The organism is Amycolatopsis sp. NPDC104587 (assembly GCF_055583645.1).
Map to the genome: position 1 here is coordinate 135,011 of NZ_JBVJNO010000016.1, position 26,659 is coordinate 161,669.

Genomic DNA, 26,659 nt, shown 5'->3' on the forward strand with positions numbered 1-26,659 from the left:
CATCGTTGACGTCAAAACCCGCTGCGGCACAACGAATCGCCGCCGATCACGAAGGACAACACCATGCGGAAAACCGTTGTCACCCGCGTCGCTGCGTGCGCGCTGGCCTGCGTCGCCGTCGCCGCGGGAGCCGCCGCGCCCGCCTCGGCGAGCGGGCTGCCGAGCTTCGAGACCTGGCTCGCCGACGTCCACCAAGCCATGGCCGGCGGGACCGGCTACCTCGACACCCGGGTTTCGCGGGGCGGTTCGAAGCTCGCCATCGTGACCGACATCGACAACACCGCCCTCGAAACCCACTACCGGCCCGGCCACGCCACCCAGGACGTCCTCGACTTCGCCCGGCACGCCAAAAGTCTCGGCGTCAGCGTGCTCGTCGCCAGTTTCCGCAGCGACGCATCGGATGCGAAGGAGGCTCTGACGAGCGTCGGCTATCCCGTCGACCGGGTGTGCGTCCGCAAGAGCGGCGAGCAGCACGCGACCGACACGAAACAGCGCTGCCGCAAGGAGTACGCAGTCGCGGGCTACACGATCATCGCGAATGTCGGCAACCGCCCGGGCGACTTCACCGGTGAGAACTACGAAAAGGGCTTCAAGCTGCCCGACTACGACGAGCAGCTGTCCTGACTCGTGCGGGTGGTTCAGCCGCCGGAGTGCATGTCTTCCGCCTCGGGGACGCAGTCGTCGTCCGGGTCGTCCAGCCAGCCGTGGGGCAGCGTGACCTTGCCCGGCGATCCCTGGCGGCCTCGCGGGCCGTCGGCGTTGTCGGGGAACGGCGCGTCGTGGTCGAGGCGGCCGATCAGGTCGTCGAGCTCGGTCAGGCTGGACACCATCGCGAAGCCGCGGCGGAGCTCGGAGCCGACCGGGAAGTTCATGAAGTACCACGCCATGTGCTTGCGCAGATCGCGCAGGGCCTTGGTCTCGCCGTCGTGCCCGATGAGCAGCTCGGCGTGGCGGCGCAGGACCCGCGCGACCTCGCCGAGGTTCGGCGGTGTCGGCAGGGCACGGCCGGCGAAGGCCGCCTCCAGCTCGCCGAACAGCCACGGCCGGCCCAGGCAGCCGCGGCCGACGACGACGCCGTCGCAGCCGGTTTCGGCGACCATGCGCAGGGCGTCGGCGGCGCTGAAGATGTCGCCGTTGCCGAGCACCGGGATGCTGGTCACGGCCTCCTTCAACGCCGTGATCTTGGTCCAGTCGGCCTGGCCGGAGTAGCGCTGGGCGGCGGTGCGCGCGTGCAGGCTGACGGCGGCCGCGCCCTCGGCCTCGGCGATGCGGCCCGCATCGAGGTAGGTGCGGTGGTCGTCGTCGATGCCGATGCGGAACTTGACCGTGAACGGCACGTCCCCCGCCGCGCGGGCTGACTCCCGGACGATCGCCTCGAACAGCTTCCGCTTGAACGGCAGCGCCGCCCCGCCGCCCTTGCGCGTCACCTTCGCGACGGGGCAGCCGAAGTTGGAGTCGATGTGGTCGGCGAGCCCCTCGCCGACGATGATCCGGACGGCTTCGGCCATGGTCTTCGGGTCGACGCCGTAAAGCTGCATCGACCTGGGCTTCTCGTCGGCCCCGAAGGTCATCATGTGCATGGTCCCGGGATGCCGTTCGACCACGGCGCGGGCGGTGATCATCTCGCAGACGTAGATCCCGGCGCCGTACTCGGCGCACAGCTGCCGGAAGGCGACGTTGGTGATGCCGGCCATCGGAGCGAGCACGACTGGGGGATCGACCTGGTAGGGGCCGATCTTCAGGGCGGGCTTGCTCAGGGTGGCGGTCACGTCTCCATTGTCGCCTGTGGTGTCGATCACGTCGACCAGGGGCCGGATCGGCTCACGCGATGAGGTCGTCCCAGCGGACCAGGATCGCCGCCGCGAGGACTCCGGCGGCCAGGATCTTGATGATCACCAGCCCGCCGCTCACGCCGCTGAACGACAGGAGGTCCAGCACCGCGCCGACCACGAACGCCACGCCGAACACCCGCGCGCCCCAGCGGCGGCGGAAGGCCAGGGCCACCACCGCGACCAGCTGGACCGCGGTCGCGAACAGGGCGAGCAGGAACCACGGTGACGTCTCGCCGCCGTGGGCGAGGTCGTCGGCCAGGACCGTGGTCCCGGCGACCAGCAGGACGATCGTGCCCAGGCCGAAGACGACCAGCATCACCGGCAGGAAGATCCGGCCGGCGCCGGCCGGGGTGGCGCGTTCAGGCAGACGACGACGAGGCACGATGAGCCTCCGAGCGAGTCGGGAACCCCCAACCCTGCCCCGCCTCACGGCCGGCGTCCACGGTGCTTTTGCCGCCACCGCCGTAGGGTTCGGACCATGACGAACGAACCCCTGCGCTGGGGAATCATGGGCACCGGCGGCATCGCGGGCGCCTTCGCGGAAGACCTCCGGCTGACCGGCTCCGGCGTGGTCGCCGCGGTCGGGTCCCGGACGGCCGCGAGCGCGGACCGGTTCGCCGACCGGCTCGGCGTCACCACCCGGCACAGCAGTTACGAGGCCCTCGCCGAAGATCCCGGCGTCGACATCGTCTACGTCGCGACGCCGCACCCGATGCACCACGGCAACGCCCGGCTCGCGCTCGAGGCCGGGAAGCCCGTGCTGGTCGAGAAGCCGTTCACGATGAACGCCGAGGAGGCGCGGGACCTCGTCGCGCTGGCTCGGGCGCGCGGGCTCTTCCTGATGGAAGCCATGTGGACGCGCTTCCTGCCGCACATCCGGCACGTGCGGGAGCTGCTGCCGCGGCTCGGCGACGTCGTCACCGTCACCGCCGACCACGGGCAGTGGTTCGCCGAGGACCCCGAGTTCCGGCTCTTCGCCCCTGAACTCGGTGGTGGTGCCCTGCTCGACCTGGGGATCTACCCCGTCTCGTTCGCGTCGATGGTGCTCGGCGCGCCCGACCGGATCGCCGCCATGGCCACCCCCGCCTTCACCGGCGTCGACGCGCAGATGTCGATGCTCTTCGGTTACGCGGGCGGCGCGCAGGCGCTGCTCGGCTGCACGCTGAGCGCCGTGTCGCCGACCACGGCGGCCATCGTCGGGACGGCCGCGCGGATCGAGATCGAGGGGCCGTTCTACGCGCCCGCGTCGTTCACGTTCATTCCGCGCGAAGGCGATCGAGCCCGCTACGAGTACGTCGACGAGGGCTTGGGCCTGCGGCACGAGGCCGACGAGGTCGCCCGGCTGCTCGCCGCCGGGGAGACCGAAAGCGCGCTCATGCCGCTGGACGAAACCGTGTCGATCATGGTGACGATGGACGAGGTGTTCGCCGCGACCAGGACGTGACCCGGGTTTGAGTAGTGCTACGGATCCGCAGGTGGGGGCTCATGGCCGACTCTGTCCGGTATGACCACCGATGCAGATGTGCTCCTCCGGCTCGCCGGCGAGATCGACGACCTGGGGCGTCGTCTCGCCCTGGTGGGCTCCGAACTGCGGACCGCCCGCGCCGAACAGCCGAAACCGGCCCCGGAGCCCGAGCAAGCCGCGCCGCAGCCGCAACAGCCGCAGCCCCAGCCGCAGCAGTCTCAGCCGCAACAGCCGCAACCCCAGCCGATGCCGCCGCCGCAGCAGCAGATGCCGTGGCCGCAGTACCAGTGGCAGCCGCCGCCTCAACGGCCGTACTTCCCGCCGCCGCAGCCGCCGTACCAGCCCGTTCCGCGTCAGACGCTGGGTGAGAAGCTCGGCAAGGAGGGCGCGGGCAGCCGCGTCCTGGCCTGGGTCGGTGGCGCCGTGACGCTGCTCGGCGTGGTGCTGCTGCTCGTGCTGGCCGTCCAGCGGGGGTGGCTCGGGCCGCTGCCGCGGGTGTTCGTCGGCGCCGCGTTCGGGCTCGCGCTGACCGGCACCGGTGTCTGGCTGCACCGCAAGCCCGCCGGCCGCACCGGGGCCTTCGCGCTGGCCGCCACCGGCATCGCCACGCTCTACCTGGACGTCGTCGCGGCGACAACCCTCTACGACTTCCTGCCGGTGCTCGCCGGGCTCGCCGCCGGGCTGGTGATCACCGTCGGCGGCCTGCTCGTGGCCGTGCGCTGGGACTCGCCGCTGCTCGCCTCCGCCGTGGTCATCGGGTGTGTGGTCTGCGCGCCGATGACCACCCGAGGGTTCACCCCCGAACTGGTCACGTTCCTGCTGATGGTCCAGCTCGCGACGGCGCCGGTGCAGCTGCGCCGCGACTGGTCGTCGCTGACCCTGTCCGCCGGCCTCCCGCCGCTCTTCGCCGCCGTGATCAGCACGGCGGTCGTGGGCGGTGGCGGCAGCTGGGCCAACACGGCCGCGGCCGGCGCCGTCTCGCTCGTCGGTGTCACGCTGGCGCTGATCGTCGTGCGCCGCCGCGAGAACGACGCCGCCGCGCTGTCCGTGCTGGCGACGTCCGTGCTGCCGACGCTCATCGCCGCGGCGCTGTTGCCGAAGGTGCAGGCCGTGCCGATCGCGGCCGGCGCGGGCGTGGTGCTGCTCGCGGTGTGGGCGGCGCGCCGCTGGTGGCCCGGGCTCGCCGGGCAGCTGGCCGGGCTGGCCGGGTTGCTGGCGATCCTGCAGGCGACGGTCACCCAGTTCGACGGTCCCGCCCGCGCCGCGGTGCTGCTCGGCGAGGCCCTGCTCCTGGTCGTGGCCGCGCTCGGCGGGCGCAACCGGTTCGCGCTGGGCGCCGCGCTCGGGTTCGCCGCGCTCGGCGGCCTGATCGGCGTCGTCTTCGACGTCACGCCCGTGCTGCTGATCGTGTACCGGACGCAGACGGCGGGTGACCTCGCCGGCGCGCTGGCGGTCGCCGCGCTGCTCCTCGCGGTGTCGGTCGCGCTGCCCTGGGCGGCGATGCGGCTGGCGGTGTTCCGCGGGCCGTCCGACGACCTGCCGGTGTGGCTCCTCGCCGGCGTCGCGGCCCTCTACGGCGCCGCCGGCGTGGTGCTGTGCGGTTCGCTGCTGGCGATCCCGGGCCGCACCGGGTTCCTGGTCGGCCACGCTCTGATCACGGTGTCCTGGACGGTCGCGGCGCTGGTCCTGCTGCTGCGCGGGATCGAGGTCGTGGCGCTGCGGGTGACCGGCCTGGTCCTGGTCGGCGCGGCGGTGCTGAAGCTGGTGCTGTTCGACCTGGCTGCCCTGGACGGCCTGGCCCGGGTCGGCGCGTTCCTCGGCGCCGGTCTGGTGTTGCTGGCCGCGGGTTCGCGGTACGCGCGGCGCGTCGCCTCCCGGTAGACCGGGAAGAAACTGTCAGTGCCCCGTGGTTGTCCTGATCACACGACCGACGACCAGGGGGCACCGACATGGCCACACCGAAGCTTTCCGACCGCGCCGACGAGAAGATCGGCTGGCTGACCACCGTCACGCCGAAAGGGCGGCCCGCGCCACGACCGGTGTGGTTCGTCCTCGACGGTGACGACGTGCTCGTCTTCAGCCAGCCCGGCACCGCCAAGCTCCGGCACCTCGAAGCGAACCCCGAGGTGAGCTTCCACCTCAACAGCGGCGAGTCCGGCGGCGACATCCTCGTGGTGAACGGAAAGGCCGTCGTCGAGGCGGGCAAGGCTTCCGAGGCGCCCGGGTACCTCGGCAAGTACGCCTCGTCCTACCCCGGCATCGGCTTCACGGCGGAGTCGTTCGACGCCGAGTACTCCGTCCGCATCCGCGTGGTGCCCGAGCGCTCCTGGGGGTTCTAAAAGGCCACGTCGAGGCAGGCCAGCCGCGCGCCCGCCGTTCCGGCGTGGCCGGGGTCGGTGTGCGTGTGGGTTTCGTGCACGACGACGGAGCCGGCCCGCCGCGCGCCGAACGTCCAGTCCACTGTGGACCGACCGCGGCCGGTGCCGAGGCGGTCGGTGGTGAAGTCGAGCCAGATCTCGTTGCGGGGGTTGGCGTAGGCGGGGTCGACCGACGGCTTGACCGGGTCCGGCACGTGCTGGAAGTGCGGCCCGGCCGCGTCACCGGTGGCGCCGCACGGCTTCTCGTGCGCGTGGGCGCCGTAGGCCCGGTTCGGCAGCAGGCCGGTGACCACGAGGGTCGTCTTCGTGCCCGAGCCGGCCGACAGGCTGAAGACGTGCGCGCGGGCGCCGGCCGGGACGAGGTCGGGGCGGTAGGTGGTCAGCGGGCCGTGCGCGGTCACCACGCGCACGGGCGAAGCGGAGGCGACGGCAGGGGCCAGCACAACGGCGGCAGCCGCGAGAGCGAGAGCGGGGAGAAGACGCATGGTCCTTCTCTAACCAGCGCGAACGAGCGCAGCCATGATCTTCACGCGAAAGAGTGACCGCTTGGGGAGATAAAGTCACTTTTCTCCCATTCAGTGGGAGGTTCTCGACGAGGTTATGGTTTCCGGATGGCCGAACAGACCGGCGAAACCCGCAACCAGCAGCTGACGCGCAACATCGGCGAGCTGCTGCAGGAGCTGCGGGTTGCCCAGGCGGGCGTGCAGATCCTCTTCGGCTTCCTGCTGTCGGTCGTGTTCACCGACCGGTTCCACGACGCCAGCGGGTTCGAGAAGTCGCTGCACCTGGCCGCGGTGGTGCTCGCGGTGGCGGCGACGGCGCTGCTGACCGCGCCCGCGGCGTGGCACCGGCTGCTCTTCCGCACCGGCAGCCGGGAGCGGATCCTGACCGTCGGCAACCGGCTCGTGCTGGTCGGGCTCGTCTGCCTCGCGCTCGCGATCACGTCCACCGTCGCGCTGATCGCGAAGGTGGTCTACGGCGAGGCCGCGATGATCGTCATGGCCGTGCTTTCCCTGCTGCTCTTCGGGATCCTCTGGTTCGTCATGCCGGTCAGGCTGAACCCGGAGAACGGCGATCAGCCGACGGGACCGCCGAGGTAGAGCGTGTCCTCCTGGACGAAGCAGAGCGGGTTGCCGAACGGGTCGTCGGCGTAGAAGGAGCGTTCGCCCCAGAACTGCGTCTCGATGGTGTCGTCGATCCAGCGCGGGTGGGCGGCGCACACTCGCCGGAACGTCTCGTCGACGTCGTCGACCGCGAGGTAGACGATCCGCGGGTCCTTCCGCGGCCGCGGCTCGCGGTGTTCGAGCGGCGCCTCGACGCAGGCGAGCACCACCCCGCCGCAGGTGAAGTAGTGGCGGTTGAGCGCGATCCGCTCACCGGGGTCCCCGAAGACACCCGCGTAGAAGGCGGCCGCGACCTCGATGTCGTCGACGGGCTGGATCAGCCGGAAGACCCGCGGTCCGCTCATGCGCGCACAGTACCGCTGTTCATCCCTCGTTCGGCGGCCGTTGCCGGTGCGGACGGCCGGCGCCCGTAGCTTCCGGCCCGTGACTGACACCTCTCGCCGGACCTTCCTCCTCGGTGCGGGCGCGGCCGCGGCGGCGACCCTGCCGAACGTCCTCGCCGCGCCCGTCGCCGAAGCCACCGGCCGGCACCGCCCGGACGCCGAAGATCCGCGGTTCACGCTCGTGGTCATGCCGGACACGCAGTACCTGTTCGACGAGGACCGCGGGGACGCGGCCCCGCTGGACGCCTCGCTGCGCTACGTCCTCGACGAGGCGGATGACAACGTTGTCTTCCTCGCCCACCTCGGTGACCTCACGCAGAACGGCCGCGCGGACGAGTTCGCCCGCATCAGCCGGTCGTTCCAGACGCTCGACCGGGCCCGGTTCCCGTACAGCACGCTGGCGGGCAACCACGACATCGACGGTTCGAAGGACGACCAGCGCGGCCCTTCGCCGTACCTCGACGCGTTCGGCCCGCAGCGCCAGCGCTCCTCGCCGACGTTCAAGGGCGCGTCCAAGGACGGCTACAACACCTACCACGTCTTCCGCGGCGGCGGCCGGGACTGGCTGCTGCTGGCGCTCGACTGGCGGCCCTCGGCCGGCGGCCTGAACTGGGCGAAGCAGGTTCTCGCGCAGCACCCGACGCTGCCCGCGATCCTCACCATCCACGAGCTGGTCTGGGCCGACGACGACCACCAGGCCCAGTTCTCGACGTTCGGCGAGCTCGTCTGGAAGGAGCTCGTCGACGGCAACGACCAGATCTTCCTGACGCTCAACGGCCACTACTGGCCGACCGGGCGCACGGTCCGCAAGAACGCCGCCGGGCACGACGTCCACGTCCACCTCGCGAACTACCAGGACCGGTACTACGGCGGCAGTGCGATGATCCGGCTCTACCAGTTCGACCTCGCGCGTGGTGTGGTCGACGTCCGGACGCTGTCGCCCTGGCTCGCCGCGCAGGACCACCTGAGCGAGCTGCAGCGGATCGAGGTCGAGCGCAGCGGCGCGGCCGACTACTTCAGCCTGGAGATCGACTTCGCCGAGCGCTTCAAGGGCTTCGCGCCGGTGCCGGTCCCGCCGGCGCGGCCGGCGAAGCAGCTGCTCGTGCCGGGCACGGTCGCGTACTGGCGCTTCGAGGGCGGGCAGGACGGCAAGCCGGTGCCGGACGACGTCGTCGTGCGCGACCAGAGCGGCCGCGGCAACCACCTCACGCGGGTCACCGCGCCCGGTAGCGGACCGGACGCGCTGAAGTTCTCCAGCGAGTTCTCGCCGCGGCAGCCGTCGCGGGCGAGCCTGCGGTTCGACGGCGGCCGCGACCCGAGCCGCGGCGCGTACCTGCGCACGGTCGACGTGGCGCCGATGAACCGGCTGAAGTTCGAGCGCGGGTACACCGTCGAGGCGTTCTTCCGGCTGCCTGCGAACTTCAAGGACGGCCACCACGGCTGGTGCGGGCTGTTCGCCCGGCAGGGCAGCGGCGCGGCCGCCGGCAAGACCGGCGACGACCCGAAGGAGCCGGCCGCCACACTGTCCCTTTCGGACGGTGGCGAGCTGCAGTGGGCGGTGTTCCCGCTCAACCAGGACCGGATCTCGACGAACTGGGGCCACGAGCTGCCGGTCGAGAAGTGGTGGCACGTCGCGGTGGTCAACGACGGCCGCCGCACGACGGTGTTCGTCGACGGCTGCCCGGTGGTGCGGAACCCGGCCACCCCGGCGGTCGGCCTCGCGAACCCGGGCGGCTCGTGGCTGGTCGGCGCTTCGTCGTACGAGGGGAAGGTCGACCGGAGCTTCGCCGGGCTGCTGGGTGACGTGCGGGTGGTGGACCGTCCGCTGAGCGTGCGGGAATTCATGCTGGGCTGAGCTGCTCTTGACAGCGGGTGGACAATAAAAAATCGACGTGCCTTCCGAGAACAATAGGAAGACCCGCCGAATGTAGCGTCAGTCTAACCGCTGTGAGGGGAATTTGTCAAACCAGGGGTACGACGAGGAATTGCGGGCCGAGCGCGCGTACGTCGAAAGGTTGTACGCGCGCCTCGACCGCGAACGTGAGCAGGCGTGGGCCCGCTACCGCACCGCGCTCGGGGAACCGGGCACCACGCTGGTGGAGCGCGACGCCGACGTCCGGATCCGGGGCCGGGAGACGGCCCGGCTGAACGTCGCCGACAACGGGCTCTGCTTCGGCCGGCTGGACGCCCTTTCGGGCGACCGGAGCTACATCGGCCGGATCGGGCTTTTCGACGGCGAAAACGACTACGAACCCCTTCTGCTGGATTGGCGGGCGCCGGCGGCGCGGCCGTTCTACGTCGCCACCGCGGCGTCGCCGGAAAACATGCGCCGCCGCCGTCAGTTCCACACGATGGGGCGCCGGGTCGTCGATTTCACCGATGAGGTCCTCGGGCGTCCCGGTGACGGCGAACGCGGGGACGCGGCGCTGCTCGCGGCCGTTAACGCGCCGCGCGGGGAGGGCATGCGGGACATCGTCGCGACGATCCAGGCCGAGCAGGACGAGATCATCCGGCTCCCGCACGCGGGTGTGCTGGTCGTCGAAGGAGGCCCGGGCACCGGCAAGACGGCGGTCGCGCTGCACCGGGTCGCCTACCTGCTCTACACGCAGCGCGAGCGGATGTCGCGCAGCGGGGTGCTGGTCGTCGGGCCGAGCCCGCTGTTCCTCGACCACATCGGGCGGGTGCTGCCCTCGCTCGGCGAGTCGGACGTCGTCTTCCGGACGACCGGCGGCCTGGTGCCCGGGCTGAGCGTTATCGCCGAAGACCCGCCGGAGGTGGCGGTGCGCAAGGGATCGCTGAAGATCCTCGACGTCCTCGCGGCCGCGGTCGCCGACCGGCAGAAGGTGCCGGAGGAGCCGGTGCCGGTCGAGCTGTCCGACGTCACCGTGGACTTCGACGCCGGGATCGCGGCCGAGGCCCGGCTCGAAGCCCGCCGGTCGGGCCTGCCGCACAACGAGGCCCGCGCGGTGTTTCGCGAGCACGTCGTGGCAGGTGTCGCCGAGCGGGCGCTGGCGAAGATCGGCGAAGGCTGGCTGACCAGCGAAGACCGGGGCGCGTGGGCCGATCTGCGCATCGACGTCCTCGAGGAGCTGGCGGACCACGAAGAGCTCGGCGCGGTCCTCGACGGGCTCTGGCCGGAGCTGACGCCGGAGACGCTGCTGGCGCCGCTGTACATGTCACCGCGGCGGCTGCGGGCGGCCGGCTCCGACCCGTCGCTGTTCCGCGCGGACGGCGCGGCCTGGACGGTGTCGGACGTGCCGTTGCTCGACGAGCTGGCCGACCTGCTCGGCCGGGACGAGTCGGCCGAACGCGCGGCGGCGCGCCGGCAGGCGGAGGAGGACGCGGAGTACGCCGAAGGCGTCATGGACCTCATCAAGCTGGACCGGGAAGAGCAGGACGAGGACCTCGGCTTGGTCGCCACCGACCTGCTCTACGCCGAGGACCTGGCCGGCCGGTTCGCCGAGCGCGACACGCGTGACCTCGCCGAACGGGCGGCCGCGGACCGCGACTGGACGTACGGGCACGTGGTCGTCGACGAAGCGCAGGAACTGTCCGAAATGGACTGGCGGGTGCTGATGCGGCGGTGCCCGAGCCGGTCGTTCACGATCGTCGGCGACCTCGCGCAGCGCCGCAGCGCGGCCGGGGCGACGTCGTGGGACACGATGCTGGCGCGCTACGCCGGCGACCGCTGGGTGTACCGCGAGCTGACCGTGAACTACCGGACCCCGGCGGAGATCATGGTGGTCGCCGGCGCCCTGCTCGCGCAGTTCGCGCCGGGCGCGCGGCAGCCGGAACCGGTGCGGGCGAGCGGCGCCCGGCCGTGGTCCAGACGAGTTGCGGACGGCGAGATGCAGGACGCCATCGACGATTTCGCCCGCGACGAAGCCGGTCGTGCGGGCACCAGCGTCGTGCTCGGCCCGCCGGGGGTGCCGGGCACGATCCCGCCGTCGGCCGCCAAGGGCCTCGAGTTCGACGCGGTCCTCGTCGTGGCGCCGGAGCGGATCCTGGCCGAAGGCGCGCGTGGCGCGGCGGAGCTGTACGTCGCGCTCACCCGCGCCACGCAGCGCCTCGGGGTGCTGCACCGGGATCCGCTGCCGGCGGCGCTGCGCGGGCTCGCCGAAGCGGGGGCGCCGGTGCGGGCCGGCCATCGCCGGTTCCTGTAGACCGGCCGGGGGTGGCGGGCGAGGGCCCGTCATCCCCGGCCGGTCACGCCGTGAGCCGGCCCCAGGCGTAGTTCTGCTTGGCCAGCTTGAGGTACACGAACAGCTCGGTCCCGGACACGCCCTCGATCTTGCGGATCTCGTCACCGAGGACTTCGAGCATGTGGTCGTCGTCCCGGCAGACGAGCTCGGCCAGCAGGTCGTAGCGCCCGGCGCACAGCACGACGTAGTGCACGTTCGCCAGTTCCGACAGCTTGTTCGCTACCTCGCGCGGATCGGCGCCGTCGACGCTGATGCCGACCATGGCCTGCCGGGTCAGGTCGACGTTGGCGGGGTCGGTCACCGCGACGATCTGCATCAGGTCGTCGCGCAGCAGCCGCTGCACCCGCTGGCGGACGGCTCCCTCCGAAAGCCCGACCGCCTTGGCGAGCGCGGTGAACGAGGCCCGGCCGTCCTGCTGCAGCAAGGCGATCAGCGATCTGTCCGTATTGTCCAGCGCGCGCGCACGTGATTCGTCACCCATGCCGTCCCTCCCTGTGTTTCGGCATGTGATTTGTCAAGTGCGCAGCGTATCGAGACCTGACCAGAAAGCGAGACCCTCAGGCCAGCTTCACGTGATCCGGCGCCAGGATCGCGATTCGCCGAGGAATCGGTGGCGACGCCGGGGCGTCACGAGGCATTCCGAGGCGGTTTGCGGGCACGTGCACCGGCTTCGGGGCGTCGGGGCGGAGGTTCGGCACCGGGACGGCGTCGATCCGCTGGGCCTGGGGGTGCTCGCCCGGCCGCCGGAGGCCGCCGTGACACCGTCCACATCGGACTTGCGCGACGACCTCAGCCCAAGTCACGGCGGCTGAGGTCCTCCTCGGTCTCGCGGCGCACCAGCAGCGTCGCGACGCCGTCCCGGACCCCGACCAGCGGCGGCCGGCCGACCTGGTTGTAGTTCGACGCCAGCGAGTGGTGGTACGCGCCGGTGCACGGCACGGCCAGCAGGTCACCGGCGTGCAGGTCGCCGGGCAGGAGGATGCCGTCGGCGAGGACGTCGCCGGACTCGCAGTGCCGGCCGACCACGGTCATCGGCGTGCGCTTCGCCTTCGACCGGCGCCCGACCAGGCGGGTCGTGTAGCGCGCGCCGTAGAGCGACGGCCGCGCGTTGTCGCTCATGCCGCCGTCGACCGCGACGAACGTGCGGCTGCCGCGCTTGACCGCGCAGACGCGGTAGACGGTGATCCCGGCCGGCCCGACGATCGCCCGGCCCGGCTCGATCGTCAAGCGGGGCAGGGGAAAGCCGTGTGTCGCGCACTCGTAGCCGAGGGCGACGCGCAGCCGTCGTGAGTACCCGCCGAGGTCGAACGCGGGCTCACCGCCGACGTACGGCACCGCGTGCCCGCCGCCGAGGTCGAGCTCCCGCAGCGTGAGGCCGTGGACGTCGCGGATCCGGACGAGCACCTCGGCCATCCGCCGCGCGGCCGCCTCGTACCGGTCGACGCGGGTGACCTGCGAGCCGATGTGGCAGTGCAGCCCCGCGAGCCGGAGCCCCGGCTGGGCCCGAACCGCCCGCACGGCCGCGTCGACGTTGTCCGGGACGCCGTCGAGCAGCGAAAACCCGAACTTCTGGCCCTCGGCGCCGGTGCTGATGGCGCTGTGCGCCCCGGCCGCGACACCCGGCGTCACGCGGATCATCACCTGCTGCGCGCCGTGGGCGAGCGTGCCGAGCTGCTCGATCTCGTCGAGCGAGTCGACGACGATCCGCCGGACGCCGTACTCGAGAGCGGCCTTCAGGTCTTCGGGTGTCTTCGCGTTGCCGTGCAACAGCATGCGCTCCGCGGGGAAGCCGACTCCGCGCGCGACGGCGATCTCGCCGGCGGAGCAGGTGTCGAGCGCCAACCCCTCTTCGGCGACCCAACGCAGTACGGACCGCGTACACAGCGCCTTGCTCGCGTACGCGACTTCGACGTCCGGGAGTGCGCGCCGGTACTCGCGCGCGGTGTCGCGGACCTGCTGCTCGTCGATGAGGTACGCCGGCGTTCCGAAGCGGGCGGCGAGGTGGCTGACCTTCGCGCCGGCGAGGAGCAGCTCGCCGTCTTCGCCGAGTCGGGTGCTTCGCGGCCAGACTCCTGGCTCGAGGTGATCGGCGGCTTCGCAGCCGAGGCTGGGAAGAAGCTCGCTGAGCGTCACGGGTGCCTCCGGGCATCACGACGGATCGGACTCCGTCAGGACACCGCCCTTCGTGCGCCCGGAGATCACCCGTGAATGCCGTCCTGACGGCTTTCGGCAGGCCGCTGACGCCTTGTTAACGCGCGAGTAACCTCGGCCACACGTCGGCTGACCTGCGAAGAACTCCCGGTCGTCAGCGTGTCTTCGCGGCGGGGGTGCCACACACGCAGCCGCGGTCGGTCGCCTGGCTCGCGGCGGTGGCAGCGCAGTACCGGCGGGCGATCGCGTCGTGCGTGCCGAGCGGGTGCGGGCAGCTCGGGCACCCGGTGCCGGGGTGTGCCACCTCGGGTGCGTCCGGCGCCGGGGTGGTCACGTCGTCGGCTCCGCCCGCTGGCGCCGAAGGGGTTCGCTCGCTTCGTGCAGGTGCTGCAGCACGTAGCCGTAGGACCGGGCCCAGCTGCACTGGGCGTAGGAGATCGAGTGCCGGGCGCAGAAGTCCCGGACGATCACCTGCGCGTGCTTGAGGTTCGGCCGGGCCATGCTCGGGAACAGGTGGTGCTCGATCTGGTAGTTCAGCCCGCCGAGGGCGAAGTCGACCACCGGGCCGCCGCGGATGTTGCGCGAGGTCAGCACCTGCTTGCGCAGGAAGTCGAGCTTGTGCCCGGCCGACAGCATCTCCATGCCCTTGTGGTTGGGCGCGAACGAGCAGCCCATGTACAGCCCCCACAGGAACTGGTGCACCAGGATGAAGATGATCCCGGTCAGCGGCGAAAGCACGATGAACACGGCGGCGAGGTAGGCCACCAGGTGCGCGATCAGCAGCGCCGACTCCAGCTTGCGTCGCCGGAGGTCCTTGCGCAGCACGGCTTTCACGCTCGACACGTGCAGGTTGAGGCCTTCGAGCAGCAGCAGCGGGAAGAACAGGAACGCCTGGTACTTCGCGACCCAGCGCAGGAAACCGCGCTTCTGCGCGCTTTGGGCCTTGCTGAAGGCGAGCGCGGCGATGTCGACGTCCGGGTCTTCGTCTTCGTGGTTCGGGTTCGCGTGGTGACGCGCGTGCGTGCCGATCCACCAGCCGTAGCTCAGCCCGGTGAGTCCACCGTGGACGAACCCCGTCGCGTCGTTCGCCTTGCGGCTGCTGAAGATCTGCTTGTGCCCGGCATCGTGGCCGATGAACGACAGCTGCGCGAACATCATCGCGAAGAACGCAGCGAGGAACAGCTGCCACCACGAGTCCCCGAGGAACACGAACGCGACCCAGCCGCCGCCGAAGGCCGCGAGGTTGAGCCCGATCCGCACGGCGTAGTAGCGCCTTCGACGGCGCAGGAGACCGGCGGCCTTGATCAGTCGCGACAGCTCAGCGAAGTCACTGCCCGCCGTCGCCGGCGAATCCGGAACCTGGATGGATGTCATCGGCGTCACCGCTCTGGGATAAGTCATTGAAGGCTTGTCCAGCAACGGTTTCCGGCCCCGACGGGGTCCGGGTCCGGTCCGGGAAAGGGCACTGGGGCCTGGTCGCGGTGGTACCGCGTCCTCCGCCCAGCGTCCCACCCCACCGCCCGATTGGCAATCGCCCGCTGGCCGCCGAAGAGGTGTACAGTCGGCCACATCGGGATTGACGGTGACTTACGACACACGTGACCTTCCGGTCGGATCGCTCCGGCCGGGGACAGGAGCCGAGCCCGGGCCGGGAACCCGCTCGTACTGCAGCCGTGCCGGTCGATCGACCGGCGAGCAGCCGCCCGCAGTCGCGTGGAGTGACGCCCGAGGTGCCCAACCAGGTTGCCACAGCGGGGTTTCTGGTCGGCTCAGCCCTTGTCGGTGGCTCGCCGGCGGTCCGGCGTCACGACGCCCGGACGGACCGGCGAGCTGCCGCCGTCACGAGAGTCCCCACGAAGAAAGCAGGCCGAAGAGCTGCTCCCGCTCGCCCGCGGTCAGCAGCCGGCTCGGCGGCCGGACGTCGGGGCGGCACAGCCCGAGCTGGCCGAGCGCGTCCTTGACCACACTGACGTTGTTGGCGTTCCCGTTGGCGGCGCGGAGCTCTTCGAACGGACGGATCCGCTCCCAGACCGTCATCGCCGCCGGATAGTCCCCTGTGGACAGTGCGCGGAACATCTCCAGCGAGATCGCCGGGTCGACGTTCACCAGACCCGAAGTGAAGCCGGTGGCGCCGACGGCGAAGTAGCCGGGCGCCGAAAGCTCGGCCAGGCCGGCGATCCACACGAACCGCCCGAAGCCCGCGTCGCGCGCGACCGAGCCGAACCGCACGGGATCCGGCACCGCGTACTTCACCCCGATGACGTTCGGCGCGGCTTCGCCCAGCGCCCGCAGCTGCTCGCCGGAGATCGCCGGGTTGCGGACGTAGAGCACCACCCCGAGCTCCGGCACCGCGGCGGCGATCGCGGCGTGGTAGTCGACCCAGCCGTCACCGGAGATGTACGGGTGCACCGGCTGGTGGATCATGATCATGTCCGCGCCGGCGTCCCGCGCGTGCGCCGCGGCCCGCGTCGCCGACGCGACGTCGTGCCCGATCCCGGCGAGCACGCTCGCCCGGCCGGCGGTGGCTTCGACGGTGGCTTCGAGGCATTGCCGCGCTTCGTTGGCGTCCAGCGCGTAGAACTCGCCGGTGTTCCCGTTCGGCGTCACGACCTCGATGCCGCCGGTGATCAGCCGGTCCACGAGCTTCGCGTACGTCGGGCTGTCGACGGCGCCCTCGGCGTCGAACGGCGTGACCGGAATGGCCACCACCCCGGAAAGCCGCCGCTTCTGCTGCTCGAACGTCATCGAGCCCCCTTCGGATCGTCGGTCGGTGCGGCACGCTCGCCCGTGAGCCCGAAGGCGACCCGGTCGAGGAAATCCGTGATGTGCCTGCGCAGCAGGTGTTCGGTCTGCCGGGCGTTCCCGCTCTCGGCGGCGGTCAGGATCGCCCGGTGTTCGGCGGCTTCACCCTGCCACGTCGGGCTGATGCCCCAGCCGGTGACGGTGACCAGCGCCGCCTGGTCACGCAGCCCGTCCAGCGTTTCGACCAGCAACGGGTTCCCGCACCCGGCGTAGAGCGCCCGGTGGAACAGCCGGTTGGTCAGGCTGGCCTTCGCGCGGTCGACGGCCGCCGCGCCGGTCCCGACCTCGACCAGCACCCGCCGCGCGCCACTGAAGTCCGCCCCGCGCTCGACGGCGCGCCGGACGGCTTCGGGCTCGAGCAGTGCGCGGAGGTCGTACACCGCGCACGCGCTCTCGGCGTCCATGACGCGGACCGCCGCCCGCTTGTACGTGCTCATCGTGACCAAACCGGAACCGGCCAGGATCCGCAGCGCCTCGCGCACCGGCGTCTTCGACACCCCCAGCGAGGCTCCGACCTCGGCCTCGACGAGCGTTTCGCCCGGCCTGAACTCCCCGCTCAAGATCGCTTCCTTGATCGTGTCGCGGACAAAATCGGTGCGCGAGACGGGCGGCGGCGGCCTCCGCGCCGAAGAAGTGCTCGCCACTGGCATGTCCGATCTGATATACGATGCGACATACAACATTATCACGGACCCAGGGAGCAGCCATGCAGCGTCGCACCGGCTTCCGATTCCGACGAGTGCTGCTCGCGGCCGGCCTCGCCGCCGGGCTGGCAGCCTGCGGCGCCCCGGGCGGTGACGGCGGCCAAGCGGCGAACCCGTCGGCCGTGCCCGACAAGCCGGCCAAGCCCGTCGACCTCAACATCCTCGACATCGCGGGCAACCTGCAGCTCACCAAACAGATGATCGAGAACTTCAAGGCCGCGCACCCCGAAGTGCTCTCGAAGGTCACCTATTCGACGGCGCCCGCCCCGAGCATGGCGGGCAAGCTCAAGGCGGAGCAGGACGGCGGAGTCGCCCAGACGCACCTGGTCCTCAGCGGCACCGACGGCCTCTCCGCCGGCATCGCGAACGGCACCCTGGCGAAGGTCCTCCCGGACTTCGCCGGCCGGTTCCCGAACCTGATGCAGAACTACCTCGAGCCCGCGGCCAAGATGCAGGAGCTGGCCAACGGTTACGGCGTCGAAGTCGTCTACTACCCGTCCGGCCCGCTGCTGGAGTTCAACCCCGGCGCGGTGCCCGCGGCGCCGGCGTCCCCGCAGGAGCTGCTCGACTGGGCCAAGGCGCACCCGGAGAAGTTCCAGTACGCCCAGCCGTCGAACTCGGGCCCGGGCCGGACCTTCCTGATGGGCCTGCCGTACCTCCTCGGTGACAAGGACCCGAAGGATCCGGACCAGGGCTGGGACAAGACCTGGGCGTTCCTGCAGGAGCTGGGCAAGTACGTGAAGTACTACCCCTCCGGGACGACGGAGACGATGAAGAACCTCGCGTCCGGTTCGGTGGACATGGTCATGTCGACGACCGGCTGGGACATCAACCCGCGCAAGCTCGGCACCGTGCCCAACACCGTCAAGACGGCGATCATGCAGCCGATGCACTGGGTCACCGACGCCCAGTACGCCCTGATCCCGAAGGGGCTTTCGCCCGACCAGGAGTCGGCGATCCTGCAGCTGATCGCGTGGATGCTGAAGCCGGACCAGCAGGCCATCGCCTACGACGACGGCTACTTCTACCCCGGACCGGCGGTCAAGGACGTCACCCTGCAGATGGCGCCCCAGAAGAGCCAGGACACGATCAAGCAGTTCGGCCGCCCGGAGTACGAGCAGTGGATCGCCCAGTACCCCAAGGAGACGTCGCTGCCCGCCGAGCAGCAGGTGAAGGCGTTCGACAAGTGGAACCAGCTGGTCGGCGGCTCGAAGGTCGGCAAGAAGTGACGTTCGGGCAGCTTCGCCTGGACGGTGTCTCGCGCAGCTTCGGCTCCGCGAACGCGCTGAGCGGCCTCGACCTCGCCATCACCCGCGGCGAGTTCGTGGCCCTCCTCGGCCCGTCCGGGTGCGGCAAGTCGACCGCGCTCAACTGCCTCGCCGGCCTGCTCCCGCTGACCGGCGGCAGCATCTGGCTCGACGACACCCGCATCGACGGCCGCCCACCCGAGCAGCGCGGGTTCGGGATGGTCTTCCAGAACTACGCGCTGTTCCCGCACCTGTCCGTGCGCGCCAACGTCGGCTTCGGCCTCAAGATGCGCAAGGTCGGCCGGGCCGAGGCCCGTCGACGGGTCGACGAAGCGCTCCGCCTGGTCCAGCTCACCGAGCACGCGGCGAAGTTCCCCGCCCAGCTTTCCGGCGGCCAGCAGCAGCGCGTCGCCATCGCCCGCGCCGTTGTGCTGGAGCCGGCGGTCGTCCTGATGGACGAGCCGCTGTCCAACCTGGACGCCAAGCTCCGGCTCGAGATGCGGATGGAGATCCGCCGCCTCCACCAGACGCTCGGGCTCACCACGGTGTACGTCACCCACGACCAGGAGGAGGCCCTTTCCCTGGCCGACCGCCTCGTGGTGCTGCGTGACGGCGCGGTCCAGCAGGTCGGCACCCCCGAGGAGGTGTACGCCCAGCCGGTGAACAGCTACGTCGCGTCGTTCATGGGCTACCGCAACCTCCTGGACCTGACGGTCACCGGCGCCTCGGGGTCGTCGGTGACCGTCGAGGGTGACGGAGTCCGCCTGTCCGGCCGAGGCGCGCTCGCGGAGGGCCCGGCGAAGGTCGCGATCCGCCCCGAGGACTTCGTCATCGGCGACGCCGCGGAGAACGCCCTCGACGTCACGGTCGAGATCGTCGAGTACCACGGCCGCGAGCTGTCCGTCTCGGCCCGGTTGCCCACCGGGACACCGGTCTACTTCCGGACCGACAAGCGCCTCGCCCCCGGCGACACGGTCCGGATCGGCGTCCCGGCCGACCGCGTCCTGGTGTTCGCGCCATGACCGCCACCGGCGCCGCCCGCCCCGCCCTGCGTCACCGCCTGGCCGAACGCGGCATCGACCGCACCCTGCTCCTCCTGGTGCCCGGTCTGCTGGTCACCGCCTGCCTCTTCCTGTCCCCCTTCCTCTACGGCCTCCAGTTGTCGTTCGCCCCACGCCAGGGCGGTGTCTTCGCCAACTACGCGCGGTTCTTCGGCGACCCGTACCTGCGCAACACGGTCTGGACGACGCTGGGTATCGCGCTGCCCGCGACGTTCATCAACGTGCTCGCCAGCATCCCGATCGCGTACGTGATGCGCGGCCGCGTCCGCGGCAAACGCCTCCTGACGACGATCCTGGTCGTCCCGATCACGCTCGGCACGGTGCTCACCGCGCAGGGCCTGATCATGTACGGCGGCCCGGCGGGCTGGCTGAACAAGGTGCTCACCGTCCTCGGTGTCACCGACCAGCCGCTCCCGCTGATCCACAACTACACCGGCGTGCTGCTGTCGCTGGTGATCACCGGCTTCCCGTTCTCCTTCCTGCTGACGTTGTCCTATCTGTCGGGCATCGACCCCTCCCTGGAGAAGGCCGCCGCGACGCTCGGCGCGAACTGGGTCCAGCGCTTCCGCCGCATCACGCTGCCCCTGCTGGCGCCCGGCCTGGCGATCACCTTCTGTCTCTCGTTCGTCATGGCGTTCTCGGTGTTCCCCTCCGCGCAGCTCGTCGGCGACCCGGCGAACGAGACCCGCGTCATCTCGATCGCGGCCTACCACGCCGCCTTCGAGGAGTACGACTACTCGATGGGCTCGGCCGTCGCGATGCTCATGGCGGTGGTCATGCTGATCGTGATCGGCCTGGTCATGGCGTGGCGCGGCACGCTGTACCGCGGAGCGACCGGAGGCAAGGGATGACCGGTTGGGTCGCGCGTCCCGGACGTTGGGTCGTCTGGGCCGTCGTGGTGTTCTTCTTCGTCAACCTCGCTGGCGTCGTGCTCTCGGTGGTCGTGGACTCGTTCGGCACGCAGTGGTTCGGCTCATGGCTCCCGGACGGCTTCACCACCCACTGGTACGCCGACGCCTGGCGCGAGTTCGGCCTCTCGGACGTCCTCCTCACGACGGCCGTCGTCGCGCTCGTGGTCATCGCCGTCTCGGTGGCGGTCGGCGTCCCGGCCGCCTACGCGCTGGCTCGCCGCTCGTTCCCCGGCAAGCGCCTGGTGATGCTGCTGTTCGTGCTGCCGATCCTGATCCCTCCGATCACCTACGGCATCCCGCTCGCCACCGTGCTCTACAAGTTCCACCTCGCCGGCACGACGACCGGCGTCATCCTGGCGAACCTGGTGCCGTCGGTGCCGTTCGTCGTGCTGACCATGACACCGTTCATCGAGCAGATCGACCCGAAGATCGAGGCCGCGGCCCGCATGTCCGGCGCGCGGACGGTCTCGGTGTTCACCCGGATCCTCGGCCCGCTGCTGCTGCCCGGGATCCTGGCCGCGTCGATCCTCGTGCTGGTGCGCACGGTCGGCATGTTCGAGCTGACGTTCCTCACCGCCGGCCCGGACTCGACGACGCTCGTGGTGGCGCTCTACAACTCCGTGTTCGCCGCGGGCATCCGGGCCAACCAGTCGGTGGACGCGATGGCGACCATCTACACGGCTTCCATGCTCGTACTCCTCATCGTCGCGTTGCGGTTCGTGAACCCCACCCAGCTGGTCACCAGGATCCGGGAGGAGGCCTAGGTCGTTCGCTCATGTGATCGACTGTACCGCCGATCATCGAACAAGTGATCGACACGATCGGGTGTAAGTCAGGCTTGCGGCTCCCCCGAGGGGAGGTGCCAGGCTGGCGGCATGCGGTATTCGATCGGCGAGCTGGCCGGGCGCACCGGGCTGACGACCAAGGCCGTCCGGTACTACTCCGACCGCGGCCTCCTGCCGCCGTCGGGGCGCAACACCGCAGGTCAACGCCGTTACGACGACGCCGCGCTCGCCCGGCTCGACCTCATCCGCACCCTCCGCGACCTCGGCCTCGACCTCGCTTCGATCCGCCGGATCACCGACGGCGAGACCACGGTCGCGGAGGTCGCGGCGAGGCACGCCGAGGCCCTGGACGTGGAGATCCGCGTCCTGCGAATGCGCCGCGCGGTGCTCACGGCGGTGGCCCGGCGCGGCTCGACCCCCGAGGAGACAAGCGTGCTGAACAAGCTGGCCCAGCTGTCCGAAGTGGAGCGTCGACGCCTGGTCGCCGACTTCCTCTCCGACGCGCTGGGTGACCGTCCCGACCTCGCCGGCGTCGCCCGCACGCTGACCCCCGAGCTGCCCGAAAACCCGAGCCCCGACCAGATCGAGGCCTGGGTCGAGCTGGCCGAGCTGACGCAGGACCCGGGGTTCCGCGCGGTCCTGCGCCGGCTCGTCGAGCAGCACCGAGGTGGCCTGCGCCGCGACCTGGCCGCCGACGTGCGCGACGCCGTCACGCCCGCGCTCGAAGCCGGGCTGACCCCGGCTTCGGCGCAGGCGGCGGCGATCGTCGACGGCCTCGGGCGCACCCCCGCCCAGCTGCGGGACTGGCTCGGCACCGTCAACGACCCACGCCGTGAGCGCTACCTGGAGCTGCTCGCGGTGGTCAACGGCTGGGCCGCGCCGGAAAGCCTGACCCCGGCGCTCGACTGGCTGGCCGCCGCGACAGCTCGCTGATCCGGGCCAGCGCTTCCGCCACGGGCTGCGCGTCGAGCCGGCTTCCGTCGCGCAGCCGCAGGGAAAGCTGTCCCGCGGCGGCCTCCGCCGGCCCGATCACGGCTTGGAACGGCACCAGCCGTCCCTCCCGGATCCGCGCGCCCAGACTGCCTTCCGACACGACCTCCGCGCGCAGTTGTCCACAGCCGTCGAGAACCTCGTATGCGTAAGGCAGTTCCGCGTCGGACAGCGGCAGCAACCGGAGCTGCACGGGCGCGAGCCACGCCGGGAACGCACCGCCGTGGACCTCGACGAGCTGGGCCATCGCGCGTTCCACACTGCCGATGATGCTGCGGTGCACCATGACCGGCCGGTGTTTCGCCGCGTCCGCGCCCACGTATTCGAGGCCGAACCGCGCGGGCTGGTGGAAGTCGACCTGCACGGTGGACAGGGTCGACTCGCGACCGGCGTGGTCGGCGATCTGGACGTCGATCTTCGGTCCGTAGAAGGCCGCTTCGCCCGCGACAGCGTCGTAAGACAGCCCGCTGCGGTCAAGCACCGACCGCAGGATGTCCGCGGCGCGGTCCCAATCACCCTCGACGTACTTCTCGCCGTCGCCGGGCAGGGAAAGGCGGTAGCGCGCCGGGCTGATGCCGAGAGCGTCGTAGGCCTGCCGGATCAGCGAGAGGGCGGCGACCGCCTCGTCCTCCACCTGGTCGAGGGTGCAGAAGATGTGCGCGTCGTTGAGCTGGATCGCCCGCACCCGGCTCAGCCCGCCGAGCACCCCCGACAGCTCGGCGCGGTACATCCCGCCGACCTCGGCGATCCGCAGCGGCAGCTCGCGGTAGCTGCGGCCGCGCGAACGGTAGATCAGCGCGTGGTGCGGGCACAGGCTCGGCCGCAGCACGAGCTGCTCACCGCCGACGTCCATGGGCGGGTACATGTCGTCGCGGTAGTGCGCCCAGTGCCCGGAGATCTCGTACAGCTCACGTTTGCCGAGCACCGGCGAATGGACGTGCCGGTAGCCCGCACGCCGTTCGAGGTCGCGGACGTACTCCTCCAGGCTGTGCCGGACGAGCGCGCCGTCGGGCAGCCAGTAGGGCAGGCCGGCGCCGATGAGCGGGTCGGTGTCGAACAGGCCGAGCTCGCGGCCGAGCTTGCGGTGGTCGTGCATTGTGGACTCCTCGTGACGGGCGAGGCGGGTGACCACAAGACGAAGCCCGGGGCAACCGCCCCGGGCTTTCGTGACCATGGATCAGCGCGCCGGGACACTCTCCGGCGTCGTCGTGTTCGCAGCGCGCTTCATGGGATCGACGGTAGCAGCAACCGTGATCCCGGTCCCGGTTCTTTTAGGGCTTGGTTGCGTTGTCGGTGGTCCGAAGTAGGGTGCGGGTCGGGCACGTTCCGTCAGGGTGATGGAACTCGGGGTGAGGGGGTTGGGATGGGTGACGTGGTGATGCGGTCATGACCGCACCGCACCGCGATCTGGGGCTGTTGCAGCGACAGGCCGCCGAACTGGACACGCGGCTCGCGGCTGCCCGGCACACCGCGAAATCAGCCGATCAGCTGGTCACCGCGGTCGTGACGGGGCAAGCGAAGCTGCTCGACCTGAGGATCGACGATCGAGCCTTGACCGGGCCGCACACCTCGATGCTGGGGCTCAGCATCGTCGAAGCGGTCCGCAACGCGCGGAACGCGGCGCGGGCTTCGTCGCTACCGCAGCTGAACGCACTGTTCGGCGGGCAACCTCCGCACCCCGTGACCGGGGCCGCCCCGCCGGTGCGCGAACCCGTCCAACGCCGAGCGGAGCCGGACGACGAGAGTTTCGAGGAGCTCGATTTCCTGACCGACGAGGAACCGGAAACGGGAGGCGGGCGCTGGTGAACAGTGAAGAGCGGCTTTATCACCTGGCCAAGGAGATCGACGCGCGGGTGGCCGCTGTCGAGCAGGCGGCAGCGACGGCCCGAAACCTGCCGATGCCGGTGAACATCGGTGCGGGCCTGGGCACCGTGACGGTCGACGGTACGGGAAACCTGGTCTCCGTGGACCTCGTCCGCGGCGCGGTGGCCGGCCAGAGCGGTGCCAGCTTGGCGGGGCATGTGTTGCGCGCGATCACCAACGCGGAGTCGGCGGCCTCGACCCGCCGGAAGACCATGACCGACGAGGCAGCGCGTGTGGGGGAAGCCCGATGACCGGTGGCGGTTTTGATCCCCTGGGTGGTGCCTCCGGTTTCGAGGTTTACCCGCAAGCCCTCCGGGCGGCGACGAACGAGGTCTTCGCGGCGCGGGAGAAGGTCACCGAGTTCGCGGTGGGGGATCTCGCGCCGATGACCCTTCGCGACGAAGACGTCGGTCTGCTCGGTGCTCGGTCGGGCATCGTCCAGGTGTTCAACGAGGTGTTCCAAAACCTGCGGGAGAAGAGCGAGCGGGGAGCCGAACGGCTCACCGCGCTGGCGGAGGCGTTGGACAAAGCAGCCGACTACTACGAGACCCAGGACGAAGAGAACTACCGGCGGCTGCGCGCGAAGGAAGAAGGCTTGAACTGACCATGGTCAACGCCACCGCCTCCGCGGCACAGCCGCAGCACACGCCGGCACCTTATCCCGAGGACGCCGACGCCAAAGTCCGTCAGATCGCCGAGATCTTCGGGCGGAACGACATCCTCCACTTGCTCGACGATCTGCGGACGAAACTGCTGGGTGACGTACTCAGCGTGCAGAAGCTGGCCCGGCAGTTCGCAGCGGTCAGCACCCTCGCCGAGGCCAAAGCCGACATCGGCGCCGCTGTCCAGGCTGTCAGCGGTACGTGGTCGGGACGCGCCGCGAGCCAGTTCGGTGCCTACACCACCAGAGTGAGTGAGGCGCTCGACAAGCAGAACTCCGCCGTCGGCACAGTGTCGTCGATCCTCACCGACATGACGAACCTCGTGGTCGACACCTACGCGAAGGCGATCAAGTTCCTGGGCACCTGCGCCGCCGAGCTGGCCAAGATCGACATGAAGGCGATTATCGCCGCCTTGACTTCGGTTATCCCGATCGTGGACATCTTCACAGCCGGCGACGTGATCGACACGGTGGTCGAAGCTTTCGGCACTCTGGTCAAGGACTTCGTGGACCTGCTCGCGGACGCGCAGACCAAGATGGGCGACTTCTGGAGCAAGGCGAACGCCCTGATCCGTGGTGACGCCGACTTCCCGGAGATCCCGGACCTCCCCGGCGGATCGGGGATCGACAACCAGAAACAGTGGCGGGTCGACCCGTCGGCTTGGCCGGAGTGAACGATGCGAATGCGCTTTTTGCCCTTTGTTCTCGCCGGGGTACTGCTCGCCGCCTGTGGGCCGTCCGGATCGAAGAAGACTCTTCTCGAACCGCCGTCGCCCCCGCAGACCGGCCCGGCATTGCCGTTGACGCCGGTTCGGCAGCCGCTCGACCTGGCGAAGTTCGACGCTGACCCGTGCAGCCTGCTCACCAAGGAGCAGGTCGCCGCCGTCGTCGCCGATCCGCCGAGCATCGTGACGCAGAGGAGGTCGGCCACAACGGACGCCGACGGCTGCATCTGGGCCAGCGGGAAGTCGCCGGCAGTCTCCGTGCTGAAGTCGCTCACGGAGCCCAGGACGCTCGAGGCGCTCAAAAACTCACCACGTCGCAAGTCCGGCGCGATGGACCCGTGGACCGAGGTGTCGATCTCCGGGTTGCCGGCGGCGGTCTTCCACGAGATGCCGGGGCCTGACAACTGCGACGTCGGCGTCGCGGTCACCGACGACGACATGCTGATCTTCAGCTACCACGGCAACGGTGCGCCCTCGGTCTACTGGGACAAAGACCGCTGTGGGGGCGTTCTGAAGACCGCCGAGTTCGTGCTCGGCAATCTCAGGAACGGCTGAGGAACACCTCCAGCTGCTCGACGACGAAGGCGTGGTCATCGGCCTGCGGGAGGCCCGAAACGCCGACGGTGCCCACCACGCCCACGTCGCGCACCAGCACCGGGAACACCCCGCCGTGGGCGGCGTAGACGTCCGGGTCGAGGCGGGAGTCCGCCTCGAACGTGCTGCCCTTCGCGCGGGACCGCGTGCCGATCATGAACGAGCTGTGCCCGTAGCGGTCGACGACACGGCTCTTGCGCTCGATCCAGGCGTCGTTGTCGGCCGACGTCCCCGGTAGCGCCGCGTGGAAGAGCCGCTGGCCGTTGCGGCGGACGGAGATCGTCACCGGCAGCCCGCGCTCGCGCGCCGCGGCCAGGAGCTGCTGGCCGAGGGCGAGCGCGGTCTCGTTGTCGAACTTCGTGAACTGGAGGCGTTCTTCCTGGTCGGCGAGCTGGGCGAGGCGGTCGGTTTCGGTCATGCGCCTATTAAATCAACACTGTTGTTTAATTACCAGCGAACTCGGTGAGGGAGAGCACGTTGCCGTCCGGATCGGGGAACCAGGCGATCCGCCCGCCCGGTGTGGTCCAGATTTTGTCGGTGTCCTGTGGCAGCGTGTCGAACGTGAGGAACTCCACGCCCCGGCCGCGCATGGTGCCGCCGCTCCGGAACACGACCGCGAAGGGGGACTGCTCGATGAACTCGAGGCCGGCGACGTCCGTGTAGAAGGCGCGTGAGCGCTCGAGGTCGGTCGACGGCGCGAAGGCGACCAGATCCGCTGAGCCGAGCATGGGCACCACCTCTCTCGGCGGAAAAGGTACTCCTTGTCAGGCCCGCTGACAGG

Annotated in this window: 30 protein-coding genes; 17 read left to right on the forward strand and 13 right to left on the reverse strand. The window is 70.6% G+C overall.

The genetic code is table 11. The annotated features are described in order from the left end of the window. The first annotated feature begins 63 nt into the window (after window positions 1-63). Complete coding sequence (locus ACZ61C_RS39370; RefSeq protein WP_465313020.1) at window positions 64-624, forward strand: HAD family acid phosphatase; 561 nt, start codon at window positions 64-66, stop codon at window positions 622-624. Window positions 625-638: 14 nt separating this feature from the next. Here the strand turns inward: ACZ61C_RS39370 and dusB are convergent, their stop codons facing one another. Next, entirely contained in the window at window positions 639-1,769 is a 1,131-nt protein-coding gene (dusB, locus tag ACZ61C_RS39375; RefSeq protein WP_465313021.1) for a tRNA dihydrouridine synthase DusB, read from the reverse strand. Window positions 1,770-1,821: 52 nt separating this feature from the next. Beyond that, window positions 1,822-2,214: a hypothetical protein gene (locus tag ACZ61C_RS39380; RefSeq protein WP_465313022.1), complete on the reverse strand. Its 393-nt coding sequence runs from the start codon at window positions 2,212-2,214 to the stop codon at window positions 1,822-1,824. Window positions 2,215-2,310: 96 nt separating this feature from the next. On the opposite strand from ACZ61C_RS39380, the gene ACZ61C_RS39385 reads away from it, so the two are divergent. From ACZ61C_RS39385 to ACZ61C_RS39395, 3 genes are all read left to right on the forward strand, one after another. Next, window positions 2,311-3,276, forward strand: a complete 966-nt coding sequence (locus ACZ61C_RS39385) for a Gfo/Idh/MocA family protein (protein ID WP_465313023.1) — start codon at window positions 2,311-2,313, stop codon at window positions 3,274-3,276. Window positions 3,277-3,336: 60 nt separating this feature from the next. After that, window positions 3,337-5,178, forward strand: coding sequence for a DUF2339 domain-containing protein (locus ACZ61C_RS39390; RefSeq protein ID WP_465313024.1), 1,842 nt, complete (start codon window positions 3,337-3,339; stop codon window positions 5,176-5,178). Window positions 5,179-5,246: 68 nt separating this feature from the next. Further along, complete coding sequence (locus ACZ61C_RS39395; protein ID WP_465313025.1) at window positions 5,247-5,636, forward strand: TIGR03667 family PPOX class F420-dependent oxidoreductase; 390 nt, start codon at window positions 5,247-5,249, stop codon at window positions 5,634-5,636. Here ACZ61C_RS39395 and ACZ61C_RS39400 read toward each other — a convergent pair. Next, the gene (locus ACZ61C_RS39400; RefSeq protein ID WP_465313026.1) at window positions 5,633-6,160 is read right to left on the reverse strand and encodes a superoxide dismutase; all 528 of its coding nucleotides are present in this window, start codon (window positions 6,158-6,160) and stop codon (window positions 5,633-5,635) included. The genes ACZ61C_RS39395 and ACZ61C_RS39400 overlap by 4 nt on opposite strands. 126 nt (window positions 6,161-6,286) lie before the next feature. Between ACZ61C_RS39400 and ACZ61C_RS39405 the strand changes: the two genes are divergently transcribed. Next, window positions 6,287-6,775 carry a DUF6328 family protein gene (locus ACZ61C_RS39405; RefSeq protein ID WP_465313027.1) on the forward strand — a complete coding sequence of 163 codons (489 nt, stop codon included), beginning with the start codon at window positions 6,287-6,289 and terminating at the stop codon, window positions 6,773-6,775. Here the strand turns inward: ACZ61C_RS39405 and ACZ61C_RS39410 are convergent. Then, window positions 6,751-7,143 (reverse strand): VOC family protein, encoded by a 393-nt coding sequence (locus ACZ61C_RS39410; protein ID WP_465313028.1) that lies wholly within the window; start codon window positions 7,141-7,143, stop codon window positions 6,751-6,753. The two genes, ACZ61C_RS39405 and ACZ61C_RS39410, sit on opposite strands and share 25 nt — an antisense overlap. Before the next feature lie 79 nt (window positions 7,144-7,222). On the opposite strand from ACZ61C_RS39410, the gene ACZ61C_RS39415 reads away from it, so the two are divergent. After that, window positions 7,223-9,037: a LamG-like jellyroll fold domain-containing protein gene (locus ACZ61C_RS39415; RefSeq protein WP_465313029.1), complete on the forward strand. Its 1,815-nt coding sequence runs from the start codon at window positions 7,223-7,225 to the stop codon at window positions 9,035-9,037. Between the two features lie 103 nt (window positions 9,038-9,140). After that, entirely contained in the window at window positions 9,141-11,345 is a 2,205-nt protein-coding gene (gene helR / locus ACZ61C_RS39420; RefSeq protein ID WP_465313030.1) for an RNA polymerase recycling motor ATPase HelR, read from the forward strand. A 43-nt stretch (window positions 11,346-11,388) separates the two neighbouring features. Here helR and ACZ61C_RS39425 read toward each other — a convergent pair whose 3' ends face one another. The 6 genes from ACZ61C_RS39425 to ACZ61C_RS39450 all read right to left on the reverse strand — a co-directional run bounded on the left by ACZ61C_RS39425 (window position 11,389) and on the right by ACZ61C_RS39450 (window position 16,981). Then, window positions 11,389-11,865, reverse strand: a complete 477-nt coding sequence (locus ACZ61C_RS39425) for an Lrp/AsnC family transcriptional regulator (protein WP_465313031.1) — start codon at window positions 11,863-11,865, stop codon at window positions 11,389-11,391. Window positions 11,866-12,173: 308 nt separating this feature from the next. After that, complete coding sequence (lysA, locus tag ACZ61C_RS39430) at window positions 12,174-13,517, reverse strand: diaminopimelate decarboxylase (RefSeq protein ID WP_465313032.1); 1,344 nt, start codon at window positions 13,515-13,517, stop codon at window positions 12,174-12,176. Window positions 13,518-13,689: 172 nt separating this feature from the next. Next, a complete protein-coding gene (locus ACZ61C_RS39435; protein ID WP_465313033.1) occupies window positions 13,690-13,869 on the reverse strand; it encodes an RGCVC family protein in 180 nt (59 codons plus the stop codon). Further along, the gene (locus ACZ61C_RS39440) at window positions 13,866-14,909 is read right to left on the reverse strand and encodes a fatty acid desaturase family protein (protein ID WP_465313034.1); all 1,044 of its coding nucleotides are present in this window, start codon (window positions 14,907-14,909) and stop codon (window positions 13,866-13,868) included. Before ACZ61C_RS39440 ends, ACZ61C_RS39435 begins: the two co-directional genes overlap by 4 nt. Before the next feature lie 465 nt (window positions 14,910-15,374). Then, a complete protein-coding gene (locus ACZ61C_RS39445; protein ID WP_465313035.1) occupies window positions 15,375-16,280 on the reverse strand; it encodes a dihydrodipicolinate synthase family protein in 906 nt (301 codons plus the stop codon). After that, the gene (locus tag ACZ61C_RS39450; RefSeq protein ID WP_465313126.1) at window positions 16,277-16,981 is read right to left on the reverse strand and encodes a GntR family transcriptional regulator; all 705 of its coding nucleotides are present in this window, start codon (window positions 16,979-16,981) and stop codon (window positions 16,277-16,279) included. The genes ACZ61C_RS39445 and ACZ61C_RS39450 overlap by 4 nt, the downstream gene beginning before the upstream one ends. A gap of 62 nt (window positions 16,982-17,043) precedes the next feature. Here ACZ61C_RS39450 and ACZ61C_RS39455 point away from each other — a divergent pair, with 62 nt between their 5' ends. The 5 genes from ACZ61C_RS39455 to ACZ61C_RS39475 all read left to right on the forward strand — a co-directional run bounded on the left by ACZ61C_RS39455 (window position 17,044) and on the right by ACZ61C_RS39475 (window position 21,978). Beyond that, entirely contained in the window at window positions 17,044-18,270 is a 1,227-nt protein-coding gene (locus ACZ61C_RS39455; RefSeq protein WP_465313036.1) for an extracellular solute-binding protein, read from the forward strand. Then, the gene (locus ACZ61C_RS39460) at window positions 18,267-19,310 is read left to right on the forward strand and encodes an ABC transporter ATP-binding protein (RefSeq protein ID WP_465313037.1); all 1,044 of its coding nucleotides are present in this window, start codon (window positions 18,267-18,269) and stop codon (window positions 19,308-19,310) included. The genes ACZ61C_RS39455 and ACZ61C_RS39460 overlap by 4 nt, the downstream gene beginning before the upstream one ends. Beyond that, complete coding sequence (locus tag ACZ61C_RS39465; RefSeq protein WP_465313038.1) at window positions 19,307-20,200, forward strand: ABC transporter permease; 894 nt, start codon at window positions 19,307-19,309, stop codon at window positions 20,198-20,200. Before ACZ61C_RS39460 ends, ACZ61C_RS39465 begins: the two co-directional genes overlap by 4 nt. After that, entirely contained in the window at window positions 20,197-21,024 is an 828-nt protein-coding gene (locus tag ACZ61C_RS39470; protein ID WP_465313039.1) for an ABC transporter permease, read from the forward strand. Before ACZ61C_RS39465 ends, ACZ61C_RS39470 begins: the two co-directional genes overlap by 4 nt. 111 nt (window positions 21,025-21,135) lie before the next feature. Then, window positions 21,136-21,978 (forward strand): MerR family transcriptional regulator, encoded by an 843-nt coding sequence (locus ACZ61C_RS39475; RefSeq protein ID WP_465313040.1) that lies wholly within the window; start codon window positions 21,136-21,138, stop codon window positions 21,976-21,978. Here ACZ61C_RS39475 and thrS read toward each other — a convergent pair. After that, on the reverse strand, window positions 21,908-23,131 hold the full coding sequence (gene thrS / locus ACZ61C_RS39480) for a threonine--tRNA ligase (protein WP_465313041.1): 1,224 nt from the start codon (window positions 23,129-23,131) through the stop codon (window positions 21,908-21,910). The two genes, ACZ61C_RS39475 and thrS, sit on opposite strands and share 71 nt — an antisense overlap. Before the next feature lie 290 nt (window positions 23,132-23,421). On the opposite strand from thrS, the gene ACZ61C_RS39485 reads away from it, so the two are divergent. The 5 genes from ACZ61C_RS39485 to ACZ61C_RS39505 are packed head-to-tail and all read left to right on the forward strand — an operon-like array spanning window position 23,422 to window position 25,839. After that, complete coding sequence (locus tag ACZ61C_RS39485) at window positions 23,422-23,841, forward strand: YbaB/EbfC family nucleoid-associated protein (protein ID WP_465313042.1); 420 nt, start codon at window positions 23,422-23,424, stop codon at window positions 23,839-23,841. Further along, entirely contained in the window at window positions 23,838-24,149 is a 312-nt protein-coding gene (locus tag ACZ61C_RS39490; RefSeq protein ID WP_465313043.1) for a hypothetical protein, read from the forward strand. Before ACZ61C_RS39485 ends, ACZ61C_RS39490 begins: the two co-directional genes overlap by 4 nt. Continuing rightward, window positions 24,146-24,502 (forward strand): hypothetical protein, encoded by a 357-nt coding sequence (locus ACZ61C_RS39495; RefSeq protein ID WP_465313044.1) that lies wholly within the window; start codon window positions 24,146-24,148, stop codon window positions 24,500-24,502. Before ACZ61C_RS39490 ends, ACZ61C_RS39495 begins: the two co-directional genes overlap by 4 nt. Before the next feature lie 2 nt (window positions 24,503-24,504). Beyond that, window positions 24,505-25,233: a hypothetical protein gene (locus ACZ61C_RS39500; protein WP_465313045.1), complete on the forward strand. Its 729-nt coding sequence runs from the start codon at window positions 24,505-24,507 to the stop codon at window positions 25,231-25,233. Window positions 25,234-25,242: 9 nt separating this feature from the next. Further along, entirely contained in the window at window positions 25,243-25,839 is a 597-nt protein-coding gene (locus ACZ61C_RS39505) for a DUF3558 domain-containing protein (protein WP_465313046.1), read from the forward strand. On the opposite strand, the gene ACZ61C_RS39510 is transcribed toward ACZ61C_RS39505, so the two are convergent. Next, window positions 25,826-26,296, reverse strand: a complete 471-nt coding sequence (locus tag ACZ61C_RS39510) for a heme-degrading domain-containing protein (protein ID WP_465313047.1) — start codon at window positions 26,294-26,296, stop codon at window positions 25,826-25,828. The genes ACZ61C_RS39505 and ACZ61C_RS39510 overlap by 14 nt on opposite strands. Before the next feature lie 25 nt (window positions 26,297-26,321). Continuing rightward, window positions 26,322-26,606: a VOC family protein gene (locus ACZ61C_RS39515; protein ID WP_465313048.1), complete on the reverse strand. Its 285-nt coding sequence runs from the start codon at window positions 26,604-26,606 to the stop codon at window positions 26,322-26,324. Window positions 26,607-26,659: the final 53 nt, after the last annotated feature.

Excerpts from the sequence above, each read along its gene's own strand:
- ACZ61C_RS39370 (WP_465313020.1), top strand. The coding sequence starts at position 64 with ATGCGGAAAACCGTTGTCACCCGCGTCGCTGCGTGCGCGCTGGCCTGC.
- ACZ61C_RS39385 (WP_465313023.1), top strand. The coding sequence starts at position 2,311 with ATGACGAACGAACCCCTGCGCTGGGGAATCATGGGCACCGGCGGCATC.
- ACZ61C_RS39390 (WP_465313024.1), top strand. The coding sequence starts at position 3,337 with ATGACCACCGATGCAGATGTGCTCCTCCGGCTCGCCGGCGAGATCGAC.
- ACZ61C_RS39395 (WP_465313025.1), top strand. The coding sequence starts at position 5,247 with ATGGCCACACCGAAGCTTTCCGACCGCGCCGACGAGAAGATCGGCTGG.
- ACZ61C_RS39400 (WP_465313026.1), bottom strand. The coding sequence starts at position 6,160 with ATGCGTCTTCTCCCCGCTCTCGCTCTCGCGGCTGCCGCCGTTGTGCTG.
- ACZ61C_RS39405 (WP_465313027.1), top strand. The coding sequence starts at position 6,287 with ATGGCCGAACAGACCGGCGAAACCCGCAACCAGCAGCTGACGCGCAAC.
- ACZ61C_RS39410 (WP_465313028.1), bottom strand. The coding sequence starts at position 7,143 with ATGAGCGGACCGCGGGTCTTCCGGCTGATCCAGCCCGTCGACGACATC.
- ACZ61C_RS39425 (WP_465313031.1), bottom strand. The coding sequence starts at position 11,865 with ATGGGTGACGAATCACGTGCGCGCGCGCTGGACAATACGGACAGATCG.
- ACZ61C_RS39440 (WP_465313034.1), bottom strand. The coding sequence starts at position 14,909 with ATGACATCCATCCAGGTTCCGGATTCGCCGGCGACGGCGGGCAGTGAC.
- ACZ61C_RS39445 (WP_465313035.1), bottom strand. The coding sequence starts at position 16,280 with ATGACGTTCGAGCAGCAGAAGCGGCGGCTTTCCGGGGTGGTGGCCATT.
- ACZ61C_RS39455 (WP_465313036.1), top strand. The coding sequence starts at position 17,044 with ATGCAGCGTCGCACCGGCTTCCGATTCCGACGAGTGCTGCTCGCGGCC.
- ACZ61C_RS39465 (WP_465313038.1), top strand. The coding sequence starts at position 19,307 with ATGACCGCCACCGGCGCCGCCCGCCCCGCCCTGCGTCACCGCCTGGCC.
- ACZ61C_RS39470 (WP_465313039.1), top strand. The coding sequence starts at position 20,197 with ATGACCGGTTGGGTCGCGCGTCCCGGACGTTGGGTCGTCTGGGCCGTC.
- ACZ61C_RS39475 (WP_465313040.1), top strand. The coding sequence starts at position 21,136 with ATGCGGTATTCGATCGGCGAGCTGGCCGGGCGCACCGGGCTGACGACC.
- thrS (WP_465313041.1), bottom strand. The coding sequence starts at position 23,131 with ATGCACGACCACCGCAAGCTCGGCCGCGAGCTCGGCCTGTTCGACACC.
- ACZ61C_RS39485 (WP_465313042.1), top strand. The coding sequence starts at position 23,422 with ATGACCGCACCGCACCGCGATCTGGGGCTGTTGCAGCGACAGGCCGCC.
- ACZ61C_RS39495 (WP_465313044.1), top strand. The coding sequence starts at position 24,146 with ATGACCGGTGGCGGTTTTGATCCCCTGGGTGGTGCCTCCGGTTTCGAG.
- ACZ61C_RS39500 (WP_465313045.1), top strand. The coding sequence starts at position 24,505 with ATGGTCAACGCCACCGCCTCCGCGGCACAGCCGCAGCACACGCCGGCA.
- ACZ61C_RS39505 (WP_465313046.1), top strand. The coding sequence starts at position 25,243 with ATGCGCTTTTTGCCCTTTGTTCTCGCCGGGGTACTGCTCGCCGCCTGT.
- ACZ61C_RS39510 (WP_465313047.1), bottom strand. The coding sequence starts at position 26,296 with ATGACCGAAACCGACCGCCTCGCCCAGCTCGCCGACCAGGAAGAACGC.
- ACZ61C_RS39515 (WP_465313048.1), bottom strand. The coding sequence starts at position 26,606 with ATGCTCGGCTCAGCGGATCTGGTCGCCTTCGCGCCGTCGACCGACCTC.